The sequence below is a fragment of the Amycolatopsis anabasis genome (assembly GCF_009765355.1).
GTDB lineage: Bacteria > Actinomycetota > Actinomycetes > Mycobacteriales > Pseudonocardiaceae > Amycolatopsis > Amycolatopsis anabasis.
The window spans coordinates 1-20361 of sequence record NZ_VTHK01000034.1 but is presented as its reverse complement, the minus strand read 5'-3'; the positions used below and the strand labels follow the sequence as shown (position 1 = coordinate 20361).

The following is a 20361-nucleotide window of genomic DNA, read 5'->3' as shown; positions in this document are numbered from 1 at the left end:
CCTGTGGAGAATGTGCGAGATGGTGGATCGAACGAGCGGAGTACCCGCGTTTCGCCAGGTTGCCGCCGACCTGCGGGAGAAGATCACCGCTGGTCAGTACGCACCTGGCAGCCAATTGCCCAGTGAACGCGACCTCGTGGAGACCTACGGGGTATCGCGGCCGACGATCCGCGACGCGGTGAACGTACTGCGCACCGAAGGCATCGTGGTGGCCGAGCACGGCCGAGGTGTTTTCGTTCGGCCTCCGGCGAGTATCCAACGGATCTCCCGCAACCGGCTGTCGCGGGAAGCCCGGGAACGCAACGAAGGCGCCTTCCTCGCCGATGCTGCCGCACTTGGCTTCACGCCGTCCTCTTCGGTCAAGGTCAACTTCGAGGCCGCGGACAATCGCACCGCCGGGTATCTCGACATCGAGCCCGGCGACGAGGTCACCGTGAGGGATCGGGTGATGCGGGCCAACGGGCTCGTAGTGCAACTCGCGGTGTCGCGCCTACCCCGCGCCCTCACGCGCGGCACCGCGATCGAAGAAGTCGACACCGGTAAGGGCGGCGCCTACGCCAGGCTCGAAGAGGCCGGGCACCTGATCGGCAGGTTCGCCGAACACGTCGGCGCCCGCATGCCGACTCCGCAAGAGGCTTCCGCATTGCAGGTCACCCCGGGCGTTCCGGTCATCACGGTGACCCGCGTGGCCTACGGACAGGACGGCAAACCGTTGGAGATGAACGACATGGTCCTGCCCGCCGACCGGTACGAACTCTCCTACGAATGGGAAGCCGACTAGGCCGTCGCGGTGATCGGGCCGTGTGGTTCGAACAGCGGGTTGCGCCCGTTGCCGCGCAGGACTTCGACGCGTTCCGAGCCCGGGCGGCCCAGCACCCAGCTCGATCCGGACACCTGCTTGGCGCGGGCCTTGAGCGGGGCGAGCAGTTTCGAAGCCTCCCGGTAGGAACCGATCGACGTGCTGGCGCACACCAGGGTCGCCAGCGACACGGTCACCGGCCTGCCCTCCGCCGACCACGGGGTGTCCAACAGCGCACCGGCCACCGTGGCGATCTCGTCGACGTCGCACGCGATCAGGAAGTCGTCCCCGCCGACGTGGCTCACGGTCATCCGCTTCAGGCGACCGGCCAGGTCGGTCAGGGTGCGGCCGAGCGCGCGGATCAGATCGTCCCCGGCGGCGAACCCGACCGTGTCGTTGACCGATTTGAACGAGTCGACGTCCAGCCAGGCGACCACGAACGGTTCGCGGCACGCCGCCCGCCGGTCGACGTCGCGGGCCATGGTGTCGCTGCCGGGCAGCCGGGTGAGCGGGCTCAGCGCGGCGGCCTCCTCGATCTTCGCCTCGGCGACGCCGCGGACGACCTCGGTCACCAGGACCACGCCGAGGCAGCAGCCGTCGTCGTCGACCACCACGACGTCGTCGCCGGTGCGGGCCCAGTCTGCGTCGGTGACCAGCTCGAGCAGCTCCAGCGCACCCGCGTTGGCGTTGATGACGTGCGGCGGGTCGGCCAGCCGATCGGCGGGCCGCTTGGCGTGCAGGGCGTGCCCGTACGGCCCGGCCATCGAGCTGAGGAACCGGGTCCGGTCGATCGACCACTGTGGACGATTGTCCTCGTCGACCCCGACGATGCCGGACGGCCCGTCCGCGTCGGCGAGTTCGGCCCGCACGTCCTCGCAGGTCGCGGTGTGCGGCAGCGTGCTGGCCGGCCGCAGGAAGTCGCGGACCCGGGGGGCGGCGAGCGGACCCGGGGTCACCCGATCGTCCGCGTCCGGGGTGGCCGCGGTGATCACCCCGGTCCAGTCGAGTCCCTCACCCGCCGGGGTGAACAGGTTCCCCTGCGCGATGCGCACCCCGAGCTTGCGCGCCGCCAGGAGTTGCGCTTCGGACTCGAGTCCGGTCGCCACCAGCCGGGTGTGGGTCCGCGCGGTGAAGTGCAGCAGCGATTCGACCACGGCCGCCGCCGACAGGTCGCCGGGCAGCCGGTGCAGCACGCTGCGGTCCAGCTTTACCATGTCGACCGGTGCCGAGGAGAGCAGCGTCAGCGGGAGATCGCCGCGGCCGAGCCCGTCCAGGGCGAGCCGGAAGCCGAGCCGGTTCAGCCGGTGCATCCCGGCGAGCAGCTGCTCGGGCCAGATCTGGGCGAACGGCGGGCCGATCTCCAGCACCACCTCGCGCGGGCGGCGGCCGATCCGGGCCAGCGAGTCCAGCAGCGGGTCGAGCGCGGCGTCCGGTGCCGCGGCCGAGTAAGCGGTGAGGTTGAGGTGCAAGGGGAGCAGCGTCTGATGCTCGGCCTCGCAGCGAACGGCGTTCGCCGCCAGGGCGACATCCACCTCGACCAGTCTGCGCTCTCTGCGAGCGAGGTCGAGCAACTCGTGGGCGGAGCCCTTACTGGGGCGGGCCAGCGCTTCGAGCGCGACCACGCCGCCGGTGTGCAGGCTGTACAACGGCTGGAACGCGAAGCGAACTGCATCGAGGGAAGCGCGCACGCATAGATAGTCGGTGCTGCGCCGGTCAGATGAAATGAATGTCGACTGATGTTCAACGGGAAGACACCGGGTTTAGCCGGATCGGCGTAATTCGAACCATGTTTCCCGGAAAGTGGAACGCGGAGTAGTCCCGTGATGTGGAACATTCCCGCTGTTTGGTCCAATGCGGTGACTTTCTGGCCGGAGCCGCACGGCGGGTCGGCCTCGGCCCGTAGCCGCGCCGCCCGGGGGATTACGGTGATCGCATGGCAACCGATCCCCGGACGCGACGACGCCAAGGCGCAGCGGAACCCACCGGCGCGGCGGGCGAGTTCCCCGATCTGGCGGCCGGCCCGTTCCGGGTGGACCGCGACCGCATCGGCGGCTCGCCGTTCTTCGCCCGGCTCGGCGGGGTGACCCAGGTGGTGAGCGCGACCGGTTCGGGGCTGCTGCACAACCGGCTCACACACAGCCTGAAGGTCGCCCAGGTGGCCCGGGCGATCACCGAGCGGATCACCGGCAGCGCGGACACCGCCGAACTGGCGGAGAAGCTCGGCGGCTGCGATCCGGAGGTCGTCGAGGCGGCCTCGCTCGCGCACGATCTCGGCCACCCGCCGTTCGGGCATCTCGGGGAACGCGTGCTCGACCGGATCGCCCGGCACCGGTTCGGCCTCGCCGACGGTTTCGAGGGCAACGCGCAGACCTTCCGCATCCTGACCACCACCGACGTGCGCGGGCCGTCCGCGATCGGGCTCGACCTGACCGCCGCGGTCCGGGCGTCGGTGCTGAAGTACCCGTGGGCGCGGCTGCACTACCCCGCCCCGCACCCGTCCCGGATGCCGATCCTGCCCCGCGGGGCCGCCGAACCGGCCGACGCCCCGGGCACCGGGTCGAGCAAGTTTTCCACCTACTGCACGGAAATCGACGACTTCGATCAGGCCCGGGCGCCATTCGGACGGATCGAACCGTGGCAGCAGACCGTGGAAGCGTCGGTGATGGACACCGCGGACGACCTCGCCTACGCGATCCACGATCTCCAGGACTTCCACCGAATCGGCGTGCTGCAGCACGCCTCGGTCGCGGCCGAACTCGGCGAGTGGGCGGCGCACGCGATCGAACTGTCCGAAATGGACGATGCTCGACTGTCCGCCGAATCCCGGCAACCGGGCCGGTCGCTGGAACGCCTGCGCCGCCGGATGCACGCGAAGGACTCCTGGATCGTCGACGACGACGCGTTCGCCCAGGCGGTCGCCCGGGTGCGGGCCGAACTGGTCGACGGCCTGCTGGCCAACGCGTTCGACGGGTCGATCGAGGCCGAACAGGCGATCGCGGCGTTCTCCGCGCGCTGGAGCGCCCGGCTCGTGGGTGGCGTGCTGCTCCTGGCGGACCCGCCGGTCCGCAGCGGGCACGTGGCCCTGGCGCCGGCGCAGTGGCACGAAGTCCAGGTGCTCAAGTTCGTGCACCGCCGGTTCGTCCTGCTCCGCCCCGACCTCGCCCTGCACCAGCGCGGGCAGGCCAGCGTGCTGACCAATCTCGTCGACGCGCTCGACGCCTGGCTGGGCGACCGCGACGAGGTTTCCCGGCTGCCGCGGCGCCTGCACGATCTGGTGGAACTCGCCGACGCGGAGTACACGAGCCTGGCCGCTCGGGCGCCGGAGTTGCTGATCGGGGCCACCGGTGAACCGGTGACCGGAGCCGACGCCGTGCACGGGCTGGCCCGCGGGCGGGCGGTGGTGGACTTCGTGTCCTCATTGACCGATCAACAGGCGGTAGGCCTTTTGGAGGCACTGTCCGGCCGTTCGACGCAACCGTGGTCGGATTCCTTCGTGCTCTAGGCGCGGAAGGAATCCCTGCCAGCGCGTAACAAAAGGATTTCCCGCAAGCGTCACTCGAACGGCTGCGGTGCGCCGTAAACCCTTTGTGCTTAGGTGGATCCCACCGGTGATCACCGGTATTGGTCAGCGTGAGTCGGGGCACGCGCCGAGCAATCGGAGGCGCACGTGCGTCGAACGCATTCACCTGGAAGAAGAATCCTGGCCGGGGCGGCTTGCCTGATCGCCGCGCTCGGCCTGGCCACTCCCTCCGTCGCGGCGGCCGAACCCGCGTCCCCGTCGGACGCGTTGTCCGGCAACGCCGAGCGGCAGATCGGCGCACTGCAGGAGCTCAAGCGGTCGCAGTCCGCCGGGGAATCCAAACTGGACAGTCGGCTGCTCCTCGAACAGCGGCTGCGCGGCCAGCGCATGGCCGCCGCCGCGGTGCCCCGGGTCCAGTCCGGGGCGAACGTCTCACCGGCCGGGACCGTGCTGGTCGACATCCGCGCGCCTCAGGTCTCGCCGGACCTGCTGGGTGGTCTGCGCGCGGCCGGCGCCGGAATCCGGGTCGTGTCCGAGCGCTACGGGAGCATCCGGGCCGAGGTGCCGATCGACGCCGTCCAGGCGATCGCCGACCGCCCCGACGTGCGCGCGGTGGAGACCGCCGACGAGGCGATCACCGCCCGCGAACTCGCCACCCCGGATTCCGGCCGCGCGGTCGCCGCGCGCATTGAGTCCAAAGAGGACAAAGCCGCCCGGATAGCCGCGGAACTGCGCAGGGCGACCGAAATCCAGGCCGCGCCGATCACCGGCGAGGGCGACCGTGCGCACAACGCCGACACCGCGCGCCAGCAGTTCGGCGTCACCGGCGTCGGCGTCAAGGTGTGCGCGCTGTCCGACGGCGTGGATTCGCTCGCCGCGTCGAAGGCGCGCGGCGAACTCCCAGCCGCGGTCGACGTGCTGCCCGGCCAGGAGGGCAACGGCGACGAGGGCACCGCGATGCTGGAGATCCTGCACGACGTGGCGCCCGGGGCCGAACTCGGTTTCGCCACGGCGTTCAACTCCGACGCCGGATTCGCCGACAACATCCGCGCGCTGCGCTTCCAGGCGCACTGCGACGTGATCGTGGACGACGTCCTGTACTTCAAGGAATCGCCGTTCCAGGACTGGATCATCGCCCAGGCGGTGAACGACGTGACCGCGGACGGCGCGCTCTACTTCTCCTCGGCGGGGAACGAGGGCAACGTGGCCGACGGGACCTCGGGGCACTGGGAGGGCGATTTCGTCGATTCCGGCCGCCCGATCGGCAAGTACGCCGGTACCGCGCACAACTTCGCCGGTGCGGCGGGCACGCAGGTCTACCAGCCGATCTCCAACGCCTCCTCGGCGGGCAAGCCGGTGACGCTGTTCTGGTCCGATCCGATCGGCCGGTCCGCCAACGACTACGACCTGTACCTGTTGGACGCCGCCGGAAACGTGCTGAGCTTCAGCCAGAACAACCAGACCGGCACGCAGGATCCCTACGAGCGGCTGAACACGCCGGCACTCGGCGGCACCGGGCTGCGGCTCGCGATCGTCAAGTTCTCCGGCGAGACCCGGTACCTGTCGCTTTCCGCGCTGCGCGGGCGGTTCTCCGATTCGGCGGACGGGCTCAAGGCATACACCACACCGGGCGTGACGGTCGGCCATTCGGCCGCGCGGCAGGCGTTCAGCGTCGCGGCCGCCCCGGCGGCCAAGGCGTTCGGCCGCCCGCTCGAACCCGGCGACCCGGCCAACCCGGCCGGTCCGTACCCGGGCGCGTACGGCTCGGCCAGCAAGAACGAGCGGTTCAGCTCCGACGGTCCGCGCCGCGTCTTCTACCAGGCCGACGGCACGGCGATCACTCCGGGCAACGTGTCGTCCTCCGGCGGTGAGGTGCGCCAGAAGCCGGACCTGACCGCGGCCGACGGCGTCCGCACGAGCGTCGCCGGATTCGACCCGTTCTTCGGCACGTCCGCGGCCGCGCCGCATGCCGCGGCGATCGCCGCGCTGGTGCTGTCCGGCAATCCCGGGCTGCCCCCGGCCGACGTCCGCCAGGCGTTGCTGAACACCGCGGTCGACATCGGCGCCCCGGGCGTCGACGCGGTGACCGGCGCCGGTGTGCTCCTCGCCGACCGGGTGCTCGACTACACCGGGGCGAGCCCGCAACCGCTCGCGGTCGCGCAACGGCCGGCCGTCGCTCCCGCGGACGGCGGCGCCTACCTCGATCCCGGTGACACGGCCAAGGTGACCCTGCCGGTGACGAACCTGGGCGATGGCCCGGCGGTGTCCACGAGCGTCGTGCTGACCAGCACGACCCCGGGGGTGACCGTTTCGCCGCGATCGAAGTCCTACGGCACGATCAGCCCGCGCCAGACCGGTATCAACGAGTTCACCTTCACCGTTCCGGCGAACCACGAACTCGGCGTCCCGGTCGTGCTGAACGCGCGGGTGACCTTCGCGGGCGCGCTGTCGCCGCGGATCGCGCAGTTCTCGTTCCCGGTCGGCCGCCCGTCGCCGGAGGTCCATACCTTCGCCTACACCGGCGCGCCGGTGGCGATTCCGGACAACAGCCCGATCGGCGCCAGCGTGTCGATCCCGGTGACCGGCGTCGGGCGCGCGTCGAAGGTGGTCTTCTCGGTCGACGGCACCGCGTGCACCACCGAGCAGGGCGCCACGACGGTCGGGATCGACCACAGTTACGTCGGTGACCTGGTCGGCACGCTGACCTCGCCGACCGGGGCGAAGGCGGTGCTGTTCCAGCGCAACGGCTCGTCGGGCAACAACCTGTGCCAGGTGGTGTTCGACGACGGCGCCGCGCAGCCGTTCAGCGGGGCGCTCGCCTCGAACGCGCCATTCACCGGCACCTGGCGGCCGGCGCAGCCGCTGGCGGCGCTCACGGCGATCCCGGCGGACGGCACGTGGACGTTCACCGCGGTCGACACGGCCCTCACGGACACCGGTTCGGTGCACGCGGTTTCCTTGCACGTCAACGGTTTCGCGTCCAGCGCGGCCCCCGCCGAACGTCCGGCCACCACCCGCCCGGACGTCCGCAACGGCCCCGCGCGTCCCGTGTAGTCCCGCCAACTGTCATGAGGGGACCCCTCCGGACGAAATCCGTCCGGAGGGGTCCCCTCATGACACTTCCCGTACGGTGCGTGGGGTGAGCAAGGTTCGTCAGGTGGCGGGGGGCGGGCGTGCCGTCGAGGTGGCGCCCGAGCGGCTCGCCGGGTGGTTCGACCGGTTCGCCGACCGGAACGACGGGGTGCGCGCCACCCGGCTCGGCGCCGAGGAGATGGTGGTCACCGGCGGCAACGGCACGACCGCGACCGCGGCGGTGCCGTTCCCGCCCCTGGACGCCGCGGGCACGCACGAAGGTCCGGTGATCGGACCGTTCGTCGAGCACGCGAACCGATCCCGCCGGATCGGCCTGCTGCTGGTGCGCCTCGGCGGGCACAGCGTGGGCACCGCCGAGGACGGGAAGGTGCTCGTTTCCCGCACCGACCGGCACCTGGTGCACGGGCGCTCCGCCGCGGGCGGCTGGTCGCAGCAGCGGTTCGCCCGGCGGCGCGAAGGCCAGGCGCGGCAGGCGTTGCGCGCGGCCGCCGAGGACGCGCTGGAGGTGCTCGGCCCGCGGCTGGCCGAGCTGGACGCGGTGGTGCTCGGCGGCGACGCGCGGGCACTCGACGAGCTCCGCGAAGATCGGCGGCTGGCCCCGCTCTTCGCGCTGGCCCGGGGCCGGATCCTGGACATCGCCGAACCCCGGCGGGCGGTGCTCGACGAGGCCGCGGAGCGCGCCCGGGCGGTGGAGATCGTGGTCCGCGACGCCTGACCACACAGGTCTGGACCAGTGTGGACGCGGTGAGGCTCGACACGGTCGGAAAATTCGGTGGACCGGGATCCGTACACTGAGTCTCGTGGACATCCTGTTGGAGTAGCGCTCGCCCGGTCGCACGCCCTGATCGCAGGGCCGGTGCGCACCGGTCGCCGAAGCCTGCCCTGTCCGCCCCGCGTTTTCCCGGGAGTTTCCTTGATTACGGCCACCGGCCTCGAACTGCGCGCTGGTTCGCGCATTCTCCTCGCCGACACCACCCTCCGCATCCAGCCGGGCGACCGGATCGGCCTGGTCGGGCGCAACGGCGCCGGCAAGACCACCACGCTGAAGGTGCTCGCCGGCGAGGGTGAGCCCTATGCCGGGGACGTCCGCCACGGCAGCGAACTCGGTTACCTGCCGCAGGATCCGCGCGAAGGTGATCTTTCGGTCACCGCGAAGGACCGCGTGCTGTCCGCGCGCGGCCTGGACACCCTGCTGCGTGACATGGAGAAGGCCCAGTCCGCCATGTCCGAACTCGTCGACGACAACGCGCGGGACAAGGCGGTCCGCCGCTACGGTCGCCTCGAGGAGCGGTTCGCCGCGCTGGGCGGGTATGCCGCCGAGAGCGAGGCGGCCCGGATCTGCGCGAACCTCGGCCTGGCCGACCGGGTGCTGACCCAGTCGCTGCGCACGCTCTCCGGTGGTCAGCGCCGCCGGGTCGAGCTGGCGCGCATCCTGTTCGCCGCTTCCGAAGCCGGTGCGGGCGGCCGTTCCGACACGATCCTGCTGCTCGACGAGCCGACCAACCACCTGGACGCGGATTCGATCAACTGGCTGCGCGGTTTCCTCAAGGCGCACGAGGGCGGGCTGGTGGTGATCAGCCACGATGTCGAACTGCTCGCCGAGGTGGTCAACAAGGTCTGGTTCCTGGACGCCACGCGCGGCGAACTCGACCACTACAACATGACCTGGCAGCGCTACCTCGACGCGCGCGCGACGGACGAGAAGCGCCGCCGCCGGGAACGGGCCAACGCGGAGAAGAAAGCTTCCGCGTTGCAACAGCAGGCCGCGAAACTCGGCGCCAAGGCCACGAAGGCGGTGGCCGCCAAGAACATGGCGCGCCGGGCCGAGCAGATGCTGGCGAATCTCGACGAGACCCGGCAGGCGGACAAGGTCGCCAAGATCAAGTTCCCGGCTCCGGCCCCGTGCGGTAAGACTCCGCTCACCGCCGAAGGATTGTCGAAGTCGTACGGTTCACTGGAAATCTTCACGGGTGTCGATCTCGCGATCGATCGTGGTTCGAAAGTCGTCGTACTGGGCTTGAATGGCGCGGGAAAAACCACGCTGCTTCGCCTACTTGGGGGCATGGAGACGGCTGATACCGGCCAGACGGTGGCGGGGCACGGCCTGCGGTTGGGCTACTACGCGCAGGAGCACGAAACGCTCGACCACGACGCGACCGTATGGGAGAACATCCGGCATCTCGCGCCCGACACCGGTGCGCAGGAACTGCGGAACCTGCTGGGTTCCTTCCTGTTCACCGGGGAACAACTCGAGCAACCGGCCGGAACGCTGTCCGGTGGCGAGAAGACCCGGCTCGCGCTGGCGGGCCTGGTCTCCAGTGCTGCCAACGTTTTGCTGCTCGACGAGCCGACCAACAACCTCGATCCGGCGAGCCGCGCGCAGGTGCTCGACGCGTTGCGGAGCTACACCGGCGCGGTCGTGCTCGTCACGCACGACCCGGGTGCGGTGGAAGCGCTCGAGCCCGAGCGAGTGATCCTGCTGCCGGACGGCACCGAGGATCATTGGTCTTCAGATTATCTGGAACTTGTCCAACTTGCGTGATCCGTACCTCCATCCGGGTGCTTAGTTGATGTTGAGCAAGCACTGGAATGGCCCAATGTAGCCCCGTTTTTGGCAGGATTTACGCCCGTCGTCTGGCATTCCTGGCCGCGGTGTTCGATCATTGCGGCGGTAGGGGCCGAATGTGGCCCAGAACACTCTCGGGTGGAAGGCGGAACGACGTGGCTGACCTGAAGAAGGGCGCGCGAATCACCGGAAACACGCGCGACAAGCTGGCCGCTGACCTGAAGAAGAAATACGAGAAGGGGGCCAGTATTCGGGCGCTGGCCGAGTCAACCGGACGCTCCTACGGTTTCGTGCACCGGGTGCTTTCGGAATCGGGGGTTCAGTTGCGGGGGCGTGGCGGCGCCACCAGGGTCAAGAAGAAGTAACGAACTCGTCTCTTTCGGCTTCCGCGCTGCGGCAGCCGAGCATCGCGCCGAGCAGCACCAGCGGGTAGACCAGGTAGCCGTACCGGGTCGCCGGGGTGAGAAGCGTGAACGCGCCGAGTCCGATGGCCGTGCGCAGCATGGCGTCGGAGGCTGTCGTGGGCGGTCGCCGCACCAGCCACACCAGGATCGCGATCGCGGCCGCGCCCAGTAGGGCGAACGACGCCACCTTGCCGACCGTTCCGGTGCTCGCGATGAGGTGACCGGGAAGCGGGCTCGCGGCCGGGGAGGTCACGACACCCATCCCGGCGGGGAACCAGAGCAGGTGCTCGAGGAACGACTTCGGGTCCACGAGCAACACGGGCACGTTGAGCAGCGCGCACATGGCGAGCCAGGCCGTGACGAACCGCGCGAGGCCGCGTTTGCCCAGCCGGGCCAGCACCAGCATCGCGGGTACCGGGGTGGCGATGGCCGCGGTGAGTTTCGCGCTACTCACCAACGCGAGCAGGATCGCCGCGGCCACCGGGCGATCGCGTGCGGCGAGCACGATTCCCACGATGATCAGCCCGACGATGGCGAGGTCGGGCCCCTGGGTCGCCCAGTTGTACGCGGTCATCGGGAACACCACGGCGAGTTGTGCCGCGCGGACCGGAACCTTCGGCCGGCCGAGCAGCTTGAGCGCGATCAGCACGCAGGCGCAGGCGACCAGGGCGAACATCAGCCGTGCGTCGGTGAGCGCGTCGTTGACCGGGGTGCCGCCGAAGAGCGCCCGCGGCAGGCCGAACAGCGACATCACCGGCCCGTACGGCGTGTAGTCGTTCACCTCCGGCGGCCTGCCCAGGGCAGTCACGTCCACATAGGGCGTGCCGCGCTCGAGCAGCAGGTCGCCGGAGCGTTCGATCACCCACACCTCGGGCTGGGCGCTCCACGACCACGGGGTGATCAGCCAGTCCACGCCGGTCAACCGGCGGACCACCAGGACGCCCAGCGGCACCACCATGCCGATCACGAACGCCGCGGCGACGCCGGCCCAGCGGGACTGCCACCAGCCGGTCGCCGCGCGTCCCGCGCGCGCCCGGAGCAGGAGCCAGCCGGAATGCGCCGCGGCCAGGCCGTAGCCCGCGACCGCGAAGTTGCCCCAGATCCGGAAGCCGTAGAACTCGTTGGTGAGGGCGACGATCAGGGCGTAGCCCGCGCAGGCCAAGTAGAACGCGAGGTCCAGGGGGAGCGGGTTGTCCGTCCACGCCCGCCGCAGTGCGCGCGGAACCCATCGCGTTGCCGCCACCGCCATTTCCCGCTCCCCGCCGCCGATCGACCCCTGTGAAACGCAGGTTACCCACGCTGCCGGATCGGGCTTCACGACGGTGGAGAATTTTCGGCCGATCGGGAAGGATCTCGTTCGGCAAGGCGTTGTCCAGGTCATACCTGGCAAAAACTTCGAGTAATCTGTAGCTATCTGGGAGGGTGGAGGGCGACGTGGACAACACCTGGATGTTGATGCGGTCGGTGATGGAATCGGCCAACGCGCCGAAGGGGCTCACCAAGGGGACCGTCCGGCGGGTGGCCAAGTTCGCCCGGCCGCATTGGCGAAGGCTCGCGGTGTTCCTGGTTCTGACGGTGATCTCCGCGGTGCTCGCGGTCACCACGCCGCTGCTGGCGGGCCGGGTGGTCGACGCGATCGTGGGCGGCGGCAGCGTTTCCGTGGTGGTGGGGCTCGCGGTCCTGATCGCCGGGCTGGCGATCGTCGACGCGGGCCTGGGGCTCGTGGAGCGCTGGCAGTCCGCGCGCATCGGCGAGGGGCTGATCTACGACCTGCGGCGTGCGGTGTTCGAGCACGTCCAGCGCATGCCGATCGCGTTCTTCACCAGGACCCGCACCGGCGCGCTGGTCAGCCGGCTGAACAACGACGTGATCGGCGCGCAGCGCACTTTCACCGCCACGCTGTCCGGTCTGGTCACCAACGTGATCCAGCTGGTGCTCTCGCTGGCGGTGATGGTGACGCTGTCCTGGCAGGTGACCGCGCTCGCCCTGATGCTGCTGCCGATCTTCGTGCTGCCCGCACGCCGGATGGGCCGCCGGATGGCCGATCTGCAGCGGGAATCCGCGCAACTCAACGCGGGCATGACCACGCAGATGACGGAACGGTTCTCGGCGCCGGGCGCCACCCTGGTGAAACTGTTCGGGCGGCCGCGTGCGGAAGCCGGCGAGTTCGGCCTGCGCGCGGGGCGGGTGCGGGACATCGGGGTGCGCACCGCGATGCTCACCCGATGGTTCATGACCAGCCTGACCCTGGTTTCCGCGCTCGCGCAGGCCCTGGTCTACGGGCTCGGCGGCTGGCTCGCGCTGCGCGGCGATCTCGCCGCGGGAACCGTGGTGGCGCTGGCGTTGCTGCTCACCCGCCTGTACACCCCGCTCACCGCGCTGGCGAACGTCCGGGTGGACGTGATGACCGCGCTGGTCTCGTTCGAGCGCGTCTTCGAGGTGCTCGACCTGGACCCGATGATCACCGAGAAACCGGACGCGAAGGCGGTTCCCGCCGGTGGGGTTTCGGTGGAGTTCTCCGACGTTCGGTTCGGCTACCCGGCGGCGGACCGGTACTCGCTGGCCTCGCTGGAAGAAGTGTCCACTTTGGATAACCGGGGTGGGGAAGAGGTCCTGCACGGCATCAGCTTCCGCGCCGAGCCGGGGCAGATGATCGCGCTCGTCGGCTCCTCGGGCGCGGGCAAGTCGACGATCGCCTCCCTGTTGCCGCGTCTGTACGATGTGGACAGTGGCGCGATCCGCCTGTCCGATGTGGATGTCCGTGACCTGAGTTTCGCCTCGCTGCGGGAAACCGTGGGCGTGGTCACCCAGGACGGCCACCTCTTCCACGACACCATCCGCGCGAACCTGACCTACGCCCGACCGGAGGCGACCGAGACGGAGATCTGGCACGCCCTGGAACGGGCGCGGCTGGGCGAACTCATCCGCGGCCTGCCGGACGGGCTGGACACCGTGGTGGGCGAGCGCGGCTACCGGCTCTCCGGCGGGGAACGGCAGCGGCTCACCATCGCGCGGTTGCTGCTGGCGCAGCCGCGGGTGATCGTGCTCGACGAGGCCACCGCGCACCTGGATTCCGAATCCGAGGTCGCCGTCGGCGAGGCGCTCTCGCACGCGCTGACCGGGCGCACGGCCCTGGTCATCGCCCACCGGCTGTCCACGGTCCGCGCGGCGGACCAGATCCTGGTGGTCGAGGCGGGGGAGATCGTCGAACGCGGCACGCACGAGGAACTCCTCGCCGCCGACGGCCGCTACGCCGAGCTGTACCACACCCAGTTCGCCGAAGAACCCGCCGCCGCGTAGGTCGCCAGAACTTCCATGAGGGGACCCCTCCGGACAGATTTCGTCTGGAGGGGTCCCCTCATGGCGGTTCGACCCCGCGTCAGCGCAGGGCCGGGACGCGGGGTTCGTAGTGGGTGAACAGTGCGGCGTTCGCCTCGTCGCCACCATCCACATTGGAGCTTCGCCAGAGCGGAACCGCCAGCCCTTCGGAGTCCGCGCGCCGCACCACCGTGGCCAGCACCAGGTTCCACAGGAACGCGTTGAGCACAGTGGACAGTGCCGCGGTGCGCGGATTCTCCGGCGGGAAGCTCGAGTCACCGGGCCGCACCCCGGTGTCCAGGACGACGCTCGCCTCCTCGATCAGCGTGCTGCCCGCCCGGCGCGGCGCGGCGGCGACCGAAGCCCGCGAGCTGACCGCGACCACCGGCGCACCCGCGGCGCGCGCGCCGGCGGCGAGTTCCACCGGGTACGGGTTCACGCCCGAGGTGGAGAACACCACCAGCACGTCGTCCGGCCCGGGGGAGCGTTCGGCGAGCACCTCGGCGGCCAGGCCGGTGCGGCGCTCGGTCGCGGTGCTGGCCCGCGCGCCGTGCAGCGGCAGCAACTCGGGGTGGTAGACCGGGTAGACGCAGGCGAGCCCGCCCGCCCGGTAGAAGGTCTCCGCGACGGCGGCCAGCGAATGCCCGGCGCCCGCGGTGAACACCAGCGCGTCCTTGCGGATGCAGTTCAGCACCAGCGAAGCCGCCTCGTCCACCTCCTTCGCGTTGCGGGCCTCCGCCTGGGCCAGCGCGTCGGAAACCAGGCCGCCGATCTCGGTGGTGCTCACCACAATCTCCCGTCTTCGCCGAACCTTGAGATGATCTCGCCGACCGAGACGTTAATGCAGTAGCTCACGTGCGCGAAGGAGGCAGACAGGTGACGGACCGGACGCCGGAGTTGTCCGTACTGCGCTCGCCGGCACCCGTCCGCGCGGTCGCGCTCGTGCTGCACGGCGGCTCCGAGCACAGCCAGGAGGCCGTCCCGCCGTGGTGGCTCGCCTACCTGCGCATGGTGCCGCTGGCCCGGGCGATCCACCGCGCTGGTGCCCGACGGGGGATCGAGGTCCGGCTGCTGCGCAACCGGCTGCAAGGCTGGAACGGACCGGCCGAGGACCCGGTGGCCGACGCCCGCTGGGCGCTGGAGCGCATCCGGGCCGACCACCCGGACGTACCCATCGCGCTGATCGGGCATTCCATGGGCGGCCGGGTCGCGCTGCGGGTGGCCGACGATCCGGCGGTGGCCGGGGTGTGCGCGCTCGCGCCGTGGACCCCCGAAGGCGAGCCGGTGGAGCCGGTGCGCGGCCGGTCGGTGCTCATCGTGCACGGCGTGCTCGACCGGACGACCAGCCCGGCCGAGTCGTACGCCTTCGCGCGCCGGGCCGAGGCCGGGGCGGCCCGGCTGGCCCGGGTCGAACTGGCTCGTGAGAGCCACGCGATGCTGTTCCGGTGGGGTGCCTGGACCCGGTTGTCGCGCGCCTTCACCCTGGACGTGCTCGGCCCCGCGCATCCCGTCGCCGGGCTGTGGACCAGGCCTCTCCAGCAGCGGCTGCGGATCCCGCTCTGAGGGTTCACCCGCTGGTCACCCAACCCACAAGGGGTGTCGGACGTCTCCTTTGCAGCCGGTGCGGTTTAGTAGACAACCGCAGTCGGCCGCGGACGGGAAAGGTGAGTCAGAGGATGAGTTACGGCGGAGACTACGGCGGCTACCCGCCGCGCTCGGGGCCGAACCAGCCACCGAGGCGTCCGCGGCAGCCCCAGCACACCGCGATGATGCCGCTGCCCGAGCGGGAGCGGCAGTACGGCGACCACATGCCGCCCCAGGCCCCGAACCGGTCGGGCCCGCCGCGGCAGCGCCCCCCGCAGGGGCAGCCGCCGATACGGCCCCGGCCGCCGCGGAAGCGGCGCTGGGGTGTCGGCCGGATCCTGCTCACCCTGGTCCTGGTGTTCGTGGTGTTTCTCGCCGGCGTGTGGGTGTACCTGGAGTTCTCCATCAACCGGGTCGACGCGTTGCACGACTACTCGAACCGGCCCGCCGCGGCTTCGGGCACCAACTGGCTGATCGTCGGCTCGGACAGCCGGGACGGGCTGAGCACCGGCGACGAGGAACGCCTGCGCACCGGGGACAGCGCGGCGGCCGGTGGCGGCCAGCGCACCGACACGATCATGGTCGCGCACATCCCGGACAACGACACCCCGGCGACCCTGCTGAGCCTGCCGCGGGACTCCGAGGTGAAGGTGCCCGGCCACGGCACCACCAAGATCAACGCGGCGTTCTCGATCGGCGGGCCGTCGTTGCTGGTGGAGACCGTCGAACAGGCCACCGGGCTGCGGATGGACCACTACGCGGAGATCGGTTTCGGCGGGTTCGCCAACATCGTGGACGCCATCGGCGGCGTGAACATGTGCATCGACAAGGAAATGCACGACACGGTGACTGATATCACCATCCCGGCGGGCTGCCAGGACCTGGACGGCGCGCAGGCGCTCGGGTTCGTCCGGATGCGGCACAGCGAGGCCACGCCGCGCTCGGACCTCGACCGGGCGGCCAACCAGCGCAAGTTCATCGGCGCGCTGGTCAGCGAGATGTCCAGCCCGGCCACCTTCCTCAACCCGTTCGACCTGTTCCCGCTGCTCGGGGCCGCGCCGGACGCGTTGACCATGGACTCCGGCGACCACGTGCACAACCTGGTCGGGCTGGCCTGGGCGATGCGCGGGATCTCCTCCGGCGGCGTGGTCACCACGACCGTCCCGGTGACCTCCGCGTCCGCCGAGAAGTGGGACAAGACCAAGTCGAAGCAGCTCTTCGACGCCCTGCGCGGCGACACGCCCATCCCGGACAGCGCCATCCTGAACTAGCGGGCCGGGGTGAACCTCGGGTACTCCAGGTTCTCGGTGACCGCGGCGGCGAGTTCGGCGCCCGCGAAGCGTTCGACGAGCCAGAGCGCCAGGTCGATGCCCGAGGTCACCCCGCCGCTGGTGATCAGGTCGCCGTCGTCGACGACCCGTTCGGGCACCACCTCGGCGCCCAGTTCGGCGAGTTCGGCGACGGCGGAATGATGCGTGTTCGCCCGCCGGCCGGTGACCAGACCGGCGTGCGCGAGCAGCATGGTGCCGGTGCACACCCGGCGAGGATCGGCGTGGCCGCCCGCGCCCGCTCGAGCAGCGGCAGCCAGTCGCCGCGCCGCACCTCGCCCCAGGCCCCGGCTGCCGCACGGGAACCCCAGCCGCCGCCGGGAACCACCAGCACATCGGCGCCGGGGCGGTACCGCGCGTCCGGTTCGAAACGCAGCCCGGTCGAGGAAACCAGGGGAGCCGGCTCTTCCCGCGTCACCAGGCGCACCTCGAAATCCGCGCCCCGATCGGCGGCGCCGCGCAGCACCCGCAGCGGGCCGAACACGTCGAGGTCGTCGTTTCCCGGAAACGCCACGATGTCTATGCGCACGAACCGACCCTAACCGTGTGAGCAATCGGAAATTCGCTGCGCGGGCAGGTCCGGATCGGGGAGTATCGGGATATGGACACCCCCGCGGAAGAGTTGGCCGACGGTGACCTCGTGCTGCGCCGATGGCGGCTCGACGACGCGGACGCCGCCTACCGCGCGGTCAGCGAGTCGATCGATCACCTCGCCCCGTGGACCGCCTGGGCCGTCCACGGCTACACCGAGCGGGATGCCGTCGAATTCGTCGAGCGCTGCCAGGACAACTGGCGCAACGGCGAGTCGTACGACTACGCGATCGTCACCGCGCGCGGCACGATCGTCGGCGGCTGCGGGATGATGGCCCGCATCGGTCCCGGCGGCCTGGAGATCGGTTACTGGATCGGCAAGCGGTACACCGGCCGGGGCCTCGCGACGCGGGCGACCGCGCTACTCGTCGACGAGGCGTTCCGGATCGGCGCCGACCGGGTGGAGATCGTGCACGACGCCGCGAACGTCCGCAGCGGCGCGATTCCGGCGCGGCTCGGGTTCACCGAGGTGCACCGGGGGCCGCGCCAGGGCACGCTCACCCCGGGGGAGAGCGGAATCGACGTGGTGTGGCGGCTCGAGCGCTAGGTGGTCGTGAGTGGACAGGCCGGTTCTAACCGGTCCGAACACTCACGACCTCGCCTTGCGGGCGCGGAGCACTTCGAGTGCCCGGTCCGCGTGCACGCCCATCCGCAGTTCGCTCTTGATCACTTCGAGCACCCGGCGGTCGGTGTCGATGACGAAGGTCTGCCGCCGGGTCAGCAACGGACCGAACTTGCGGCGCACCCCGAACCGGGTGGCGACCGCACCGTCCGGATCGGACAGCAGCGGGAAGTCGAAACCGTGCGCGCTGGAGAACTGTTCCTGCTTGGCCACCGAATCCGGGCTGATGCCGATCCGCTGCGCGCCGACTTCGGCGAACTCCTTGGCCAGGTCCCGGAAATGGCAGCTCTCCGCGGTGCAGCCCTTGGTCATCGCCGCCGGGTAGAAGAACAGCACGACCGGTCCGGTGGAGAGGAACTCAGCCAGGCCGCGCTGCTGCCCGTTCTCGTCGGCGAGGGTGAAGTCCGGGGCGAGTTCGCCAGCGTCCATGTCGACCACCCTAGTTCGTGTGGCGTTCGATCATCTCGTCTACTTCGTCACCCGAGGCCGAAGTCCCGACGAACTCACCGCGTGCCGCGAGCACGCCGTGCTCCCGCAGCCGGGCGGCCTGGTCGGCGCTGCGCACGCCTTCGGCGCCCACCCGCAGTTTCAACTCGTTGGCCCGGGCGATGAGATGGGTCAGGTGCCGGGCGGCGGCCTCGTCCGGTTCTCCGGCGAACGCGTCCACCACCGGCCCGCTCAGGATCACGTGCCGGACCGGCAGCCGGTGGGTCGGGATCAGTTCGAGATCTGCGGTGCCGGCCACGGTGAGCACGAGCTGCGCGCCGAGATCGGACAGCACGGACAGCGAGTCGAGCACCTCGCCGCGCGGATCGACGATCGACGAGCCGTCGGTGCACAGCCGCAGCGCCCGGCCGGGCAGGTTCAGGCGGTCGAGCTGTTCCTTCACCAGCAGCACGAGATCGGGGTCGATGGCCAACCGCTTGGGCAGCCGGATGCAGACATCGGGCGCCTTGTCGCCGAACTGGGCGCGCCAGCGGGCCGTCGCGGCCAGGGATTCGGCGAGCAGCCACTTGCCCAGCGGGATGGTCATCCCGGTCGTCTCGGCCAGCGGGTAGAACTCGTCGGAATCCAGTTCGCCGAGTTCGGGGTGGTTCCAGCGCAGTCCCGCGTTGACCGCCGCCAGCTCGCCGGTCCGGGCGAGTTTGACCGTCGGCTGGTACACCAGCGAGAACTCGCCGTTCTCCAGCGCGCCGGCGATCACCGCGCCGAGCCGGTACCGCGCCCGGTCTTGGGCGTCGAGTTCCGGGTCGAACAGCATCCACTGCGCCTTACCGGCTTCCTTCGCCCGGTGCAGGGCGATCTCCGCGGCCCGCATCAGGTCCTCGGGCCCGCCGTCGGCGACGTCGCGGACGACGATGCCCGCGCTCGCGCTCACTCCGATCCCGTGGCCGTCGAGGTACATCGGTTCGGCCAGGTCGTCGAGCGCCCGTTCGACCAGCGTGATCACCTCGGACGGGGTGAGCACGCCGCGCATCAGCACCGCGAAGCCGTCCCCGGACAACCGGGCGACGAAACCGTCGTTCTTCCCGAACACCGCGGCGAGCTTGCTCGCCACGCCGCGCAGCACCTGATCGCCGACCCCGGCGCCGAGCCCGTCGTTGATCACCTTGAAGCCGTCGACGTCGAGGTAGATCAGCGCGACCTGGTGCCGGGCGCCGGTGCCCAGGGTCGCTTCCAGCTTGGTCTTGAAGCTCGACCCGTTCGCCAGCCCGGTCAGCGAGTCGTGCACGTTCTGGTGCCGCAGGGTTTCCTGCAGCAGGTGGATCTCGTTGGCGTCCTGCACCATCAGGACCGGATAGGCCGCGCCGGGGCTGTCCCCGGGCAGGTGGGCGAGGGTGATGTCCGCCCAGATCGGCACCTCTTCGGCGTGTTCGAGCAGCACCCGCTGCTGGTACTGCTCGAGTTCGACCGACTCGAGTTCGTCGAGCCCGACGCGCAGACTGGTGGCGTCCCGCTCGGTGGCGCCGAGATCGGCGATGTTCTTGCCGCGCAACGAATCCGGCCGGTGGCCGAGGAGTTTGCAGAGTGCTTCGTTCGCCTCGACGATGAAACCGCTTTGATCGGCGAGGGCGATGCCGATCGGAGCGGCCGAATAGAGCGCGATGAAGCGGAGTACGGCCGCCCGCCGGGAGGCCTCCGAAGCCGCGAGCGCGTCGCGGGCGACGTCGAGCAGGATGCCCTCCAGCTCGTCCGGGGGAAGAGATACTCCTTTCGTGTCGGACATCGTGGTCGCCCATTTCCGGACGACCTCAACCAACCCTGGTGTGCCACCAGGCTCAGGCACGCTCCACCTCTTCACGGACTGACGAAGGCCAGTTCAACGGGCATGAGTATCCCGCTGGACCCACACTAGGTGCGAATCGGCCGAAGTTGAGCACACGCCATCACGTCATTGGCGCAGTGTCTACCGGCTGAACGAGTGATGCGGGGTGTCCAAGTCATCACCTTTCGTGATGGCATCTGCGTCCGAACGCACTAGACGACCTATTCCAAGGGGTGCGAGGTCGAAGACGTAGGCGAGGGTGTCCATGAT

At 70.4% G+C, this 20361-nt stretch carries 17 protein-coding genes; 10 read left to right on the top strand and 7 right to left on the bottom strand.

The genetic code is table 11. The annotated features are described in order from the left end of the window. Positions 1-19: 19 nt before the first annotated feature. Positions 20-781: a GntR family transcriptional regulator gene (locus tag FXO23_RS34115; protein ID WP_158889937.1), complete on the top strand. Its 762-nt coding sequence runs from the start codon at positions 20-22 to the stop codon at positions 779-781. Here FXO23_RS34115 and FXO23_RS34110 read toward each other — a convergent pair. Beyond that, positions 778-2487 (bottom strand): GGDEF domain-containing protein, encoded by a 1710-nt coding sequence (locus FXO23_RS34110; protein WP_158889935.1) that lies wholly within the window; start codon positions 2485-2487, stop codon positions 778-780. The genes FXO23_RS34115 and FXO23_RS34110 overlap by 4 nt on opposite strands. A gap of 245 nt (positions 2488-2732) precedes the next feature. On the opposite strand from FXO23_RS34110, the gene FXO23_RS34105 reads away from it, so the two are divergent. From FXO23_RS34105 to FXO23_RS34085, 5 genes are all read left to right on the top strand, one after another. Continuing rightward, the gene (locus tag FXO23_RS34105) at positions 2733-4301 is read left to right on the top strand and encodes a deoxyguanosinetriphosphate triphosphohydrolase family protein (protein WP_158889933.1); all 1569 of its coding nucleotides are present in this window, start codon (positions 2733-2735) and stop codon (positions 4299-4301) included. Positions 4302-4466: 165 nt separating this feature from the next. Continuing rightward, positions 4467-7373 carry a S8 family serine peptidase gene (locus FXO23_RS34100; RefSeq protein ID WP_246258200.1) on the top strand — a complete coding sequence of 969 codons (2907 nt, stop codon included), beginning with the start codon at positions 4467-4469 and terminating at the stop codon, positions 7371-7373. A gap of 85 nt (positions 7374-7458) precedes the next feature. Further along, positions 7459-8127, top strand: coding sequence for an acVLRF1 family peptidyl-tRNA hydrolase (locus FXO23_RS34095; RefSeq protein ID WP_158889931.1), 669 nt, complete (start codon positions 7459-7461; stop codon positions 8125-8127). 198 nt (positions 8128-8325) lie between these two features. Continuing rightward, positions 8326-9954, top strand: a complete 1629-nt coding sequence (locus tag FXO23_RS34090) for an ABC-F family ATP-binding cassette domain-containing protein (protein ID WP_158889929.1) — start codon at positions 8326-8328, stop codon at positions 9952-9954. A gap of 179 nt (positions 9955-10133) precedes the next feature. Next, the gene (locus FXO23_RS34085) at positions 10134-10343 is read left to right on the top strand and encodes a helix-turn-helix domain-containing protein (protein ID WP_005437638.1); all 210 of its coding nucleotides are present in this window, start codon (positions 10134-10136) and stop codon (positions 10341-10343) included. Here the strand turns inward: FXO23_RS34085 and FXO23_RS34080 are convergent. Further along, positions 10330-11631, bottom strand: coding sequence for a glycosyltransferase 87 family protein (locus tag FXO23_RS34080; protein ID WP_158889927.1), 1302 nt, complete (start codon positions 11629-11631; stop codon positions 10330-10332). The two genes, FXO23_RS34085 and FXO23_RS34080, sit on opposite strands and share 14 nt — an antisense overlap. A gap of 185 nt (positions 11632-11816) precedes the next feature. Between FXO23_RS34080 and FXO23_RS34075 the strand changes: the two genes are divergently transcribed. Continuing rightward, positions 11817-13682, top strand: a complete 1866-nt coding sequence (locus FXO23_RS34075) for an ABC transporter ATP-binding protein (protein WP_158889925.1) — start codon at positions 11817-11819, stop codon at positions 13680-13682. Positions 13683-13761: 79 nt separating this feature from the next. On the opposite strand, the gene FXO23_RS34070 is transcribed toward FXO23_RS34075, so the two are convergent. Next, on the bottom strand, positions 13762-14490 hold the full coding sequence (locus FXO23_RS34070) for a sugar isomerase domain-containing protein (protein WP_158889923.1): 729 nt from the start codon (positions 14488-14490) through the stop codon (positions 13762-13764). Between the two features lie 86 nt (positions 14491-14576). Between FXO23_RS34070 and FXO23_RS34065 the strand changes: the two genes are divergently transcribed. Then, the gene (locus tag FXO23_RS34065; protein ID WP_158889921.1) at positions 14577-15263 is read left to right on the top strand and encodes an alpha/beta fold hydrolase; all 687 of its coding nucleotides are present in this window, start codon (positions 14577-14579) and stop codon (positions 15261-15263) included. A 113-nt stretch (positions 15264-15376) separates the two neighbouring features. Further along, the gene (locus FXO23_RS34060; protein WP_158889920.1) at positions 15377-16555 is read left to right on the top strand and encodes an LCP family protein; all 1179 of its coding nucleotides are present in this window, start codon (positions 15377-15379) and stop codon (positions 16553-16555) included. Here FXO23_RS34060 and FXO23_RS52360 read toward each other — a convergent pair. Then, on the bottom strand, positions 16552-16785 hold the full coding sequence (locus FXO23_RS52360; RefSeq protein WP_281356669.1) for a DJ-1/PfpI family protein: 234 nt from the start codon (positions 16783-16785) through the stop codon (positions 16552-16554). The genes FXO23_RS34060 and FXO23_RS52360 overlap by 4 nt on opposite strands. Then, a complete protein-coding gene (locus tag FXO23_RS52355) occupies positions 16680-17141 on the bottom strand; it encodes a DJ-1/PfpI family protein (RefSeq protein ID WP_281356666.1) in 462 nt (153 codons plus the stop codon). Before FXO23_RS52355 ends, FXO23_RS52360 begins: the two co-directional genes overlap by 106 nt. Before the next feature lie 72 nt (positions 17142-17213). On the opposite strand from FXO23_RS52355, the gene FXO23_RS34050 reads away from it, so the two are divergent. Further along, positions 17214-17750 carry a GNAT family N-acetyltransferase gene (locus FXO23_RS34050; protein WP_158889918.1) on the top strand — a complete coding sequence of 179 codons (537 nt, stop codon included), beginning with the start codon at positions 17214-17216 and terminating at the stop codon, positions 17748-17750. Positions 17751-17792: 42 nt separating this feature from the next. On the opposite strand, the gene FXO23_RS34045 is transcribed toward FXO23_RS34050, so the two are convergent. Both FXO23_RS34045 and FXO23_RS34040 read right to left on the bottom strand, forming a co-directional pair. Next, positions 17793-18254: a peroxiredoxin gene (locus tag FXO23_RS34045; RefSeq protein ID WP_158889916.1), complete on the bottom strand. Its 462-nt coding sequence runs from the start codon at positions 18252-18254 to the stop codon at positions 17793-17795. 10 nt (positions 18255-18264) lie between these two features. After that, entirely contained in the window at positions 18265-20052 is a 1788-nt protein-coding gene (locus FXO23_RS34040; protein WP_158889914.1) for a putative bifunctional diguanylate cyclase/phosphodiesterase, read from the bottom strand. Positions 20053-20361 lie beyond the last annotated feature (309 nt).

Excerpts from the sequence above, each read along its gene's own strand:
- FXO23_RS34050 (WP_158889918.1), top strand. The coding sequence starts at position 17,214 with ATGGACACCCCCGCGGAAGAGTTGGCCGACGGTGACCTCGTGCTGCGC.
- FXO23_RS34080 (WP_158889927.1), bottom strand. The coding sequence starts at position 11,631 with ATGGCGGTGGCGGCAACGCGATGGGTTCCGCGCGCACTGCGGCGGGCG.
- FXO23_RS34105 (WP_158889933.1), top strand. The coding sequence starts at position 2,733 with ATGGCAACCGATCCCCGGACGCGACGACGCCAAGGCGCAGCGGAACCC.
- FXO23_RS34045 (WP_158889916.1), bottom strand. The coding sequence starts at position 18,254 with ATGGACGCTGGCGAACTCGCCCCGGACTTCACCCTCGCCGACGAGAAC.
- FXO23_RS34060 (WP_158889920.1), top strand. The coding sequence starts at position 15,377 with ATGAGTTACGGCGGAGACTACGGCGGCTACCCGCCGCGCTCGGGGCCG.
- FXO23_RS34115 (WP_158889937.1), top strand. The coding sequence starts at position 20 with ATGGTGGATCGAACGAGCGGAGTACCCGCGTTTCGCCAGGTTGCCGCC.
- FXO23_RS34040 (WP_158889914.1), bottom strand. The coding sequence starts at position 20,052 with ATGTCCGACACGAAAGGAGTATCTCTTCCCCCGGACGAGCTGGAGGGC.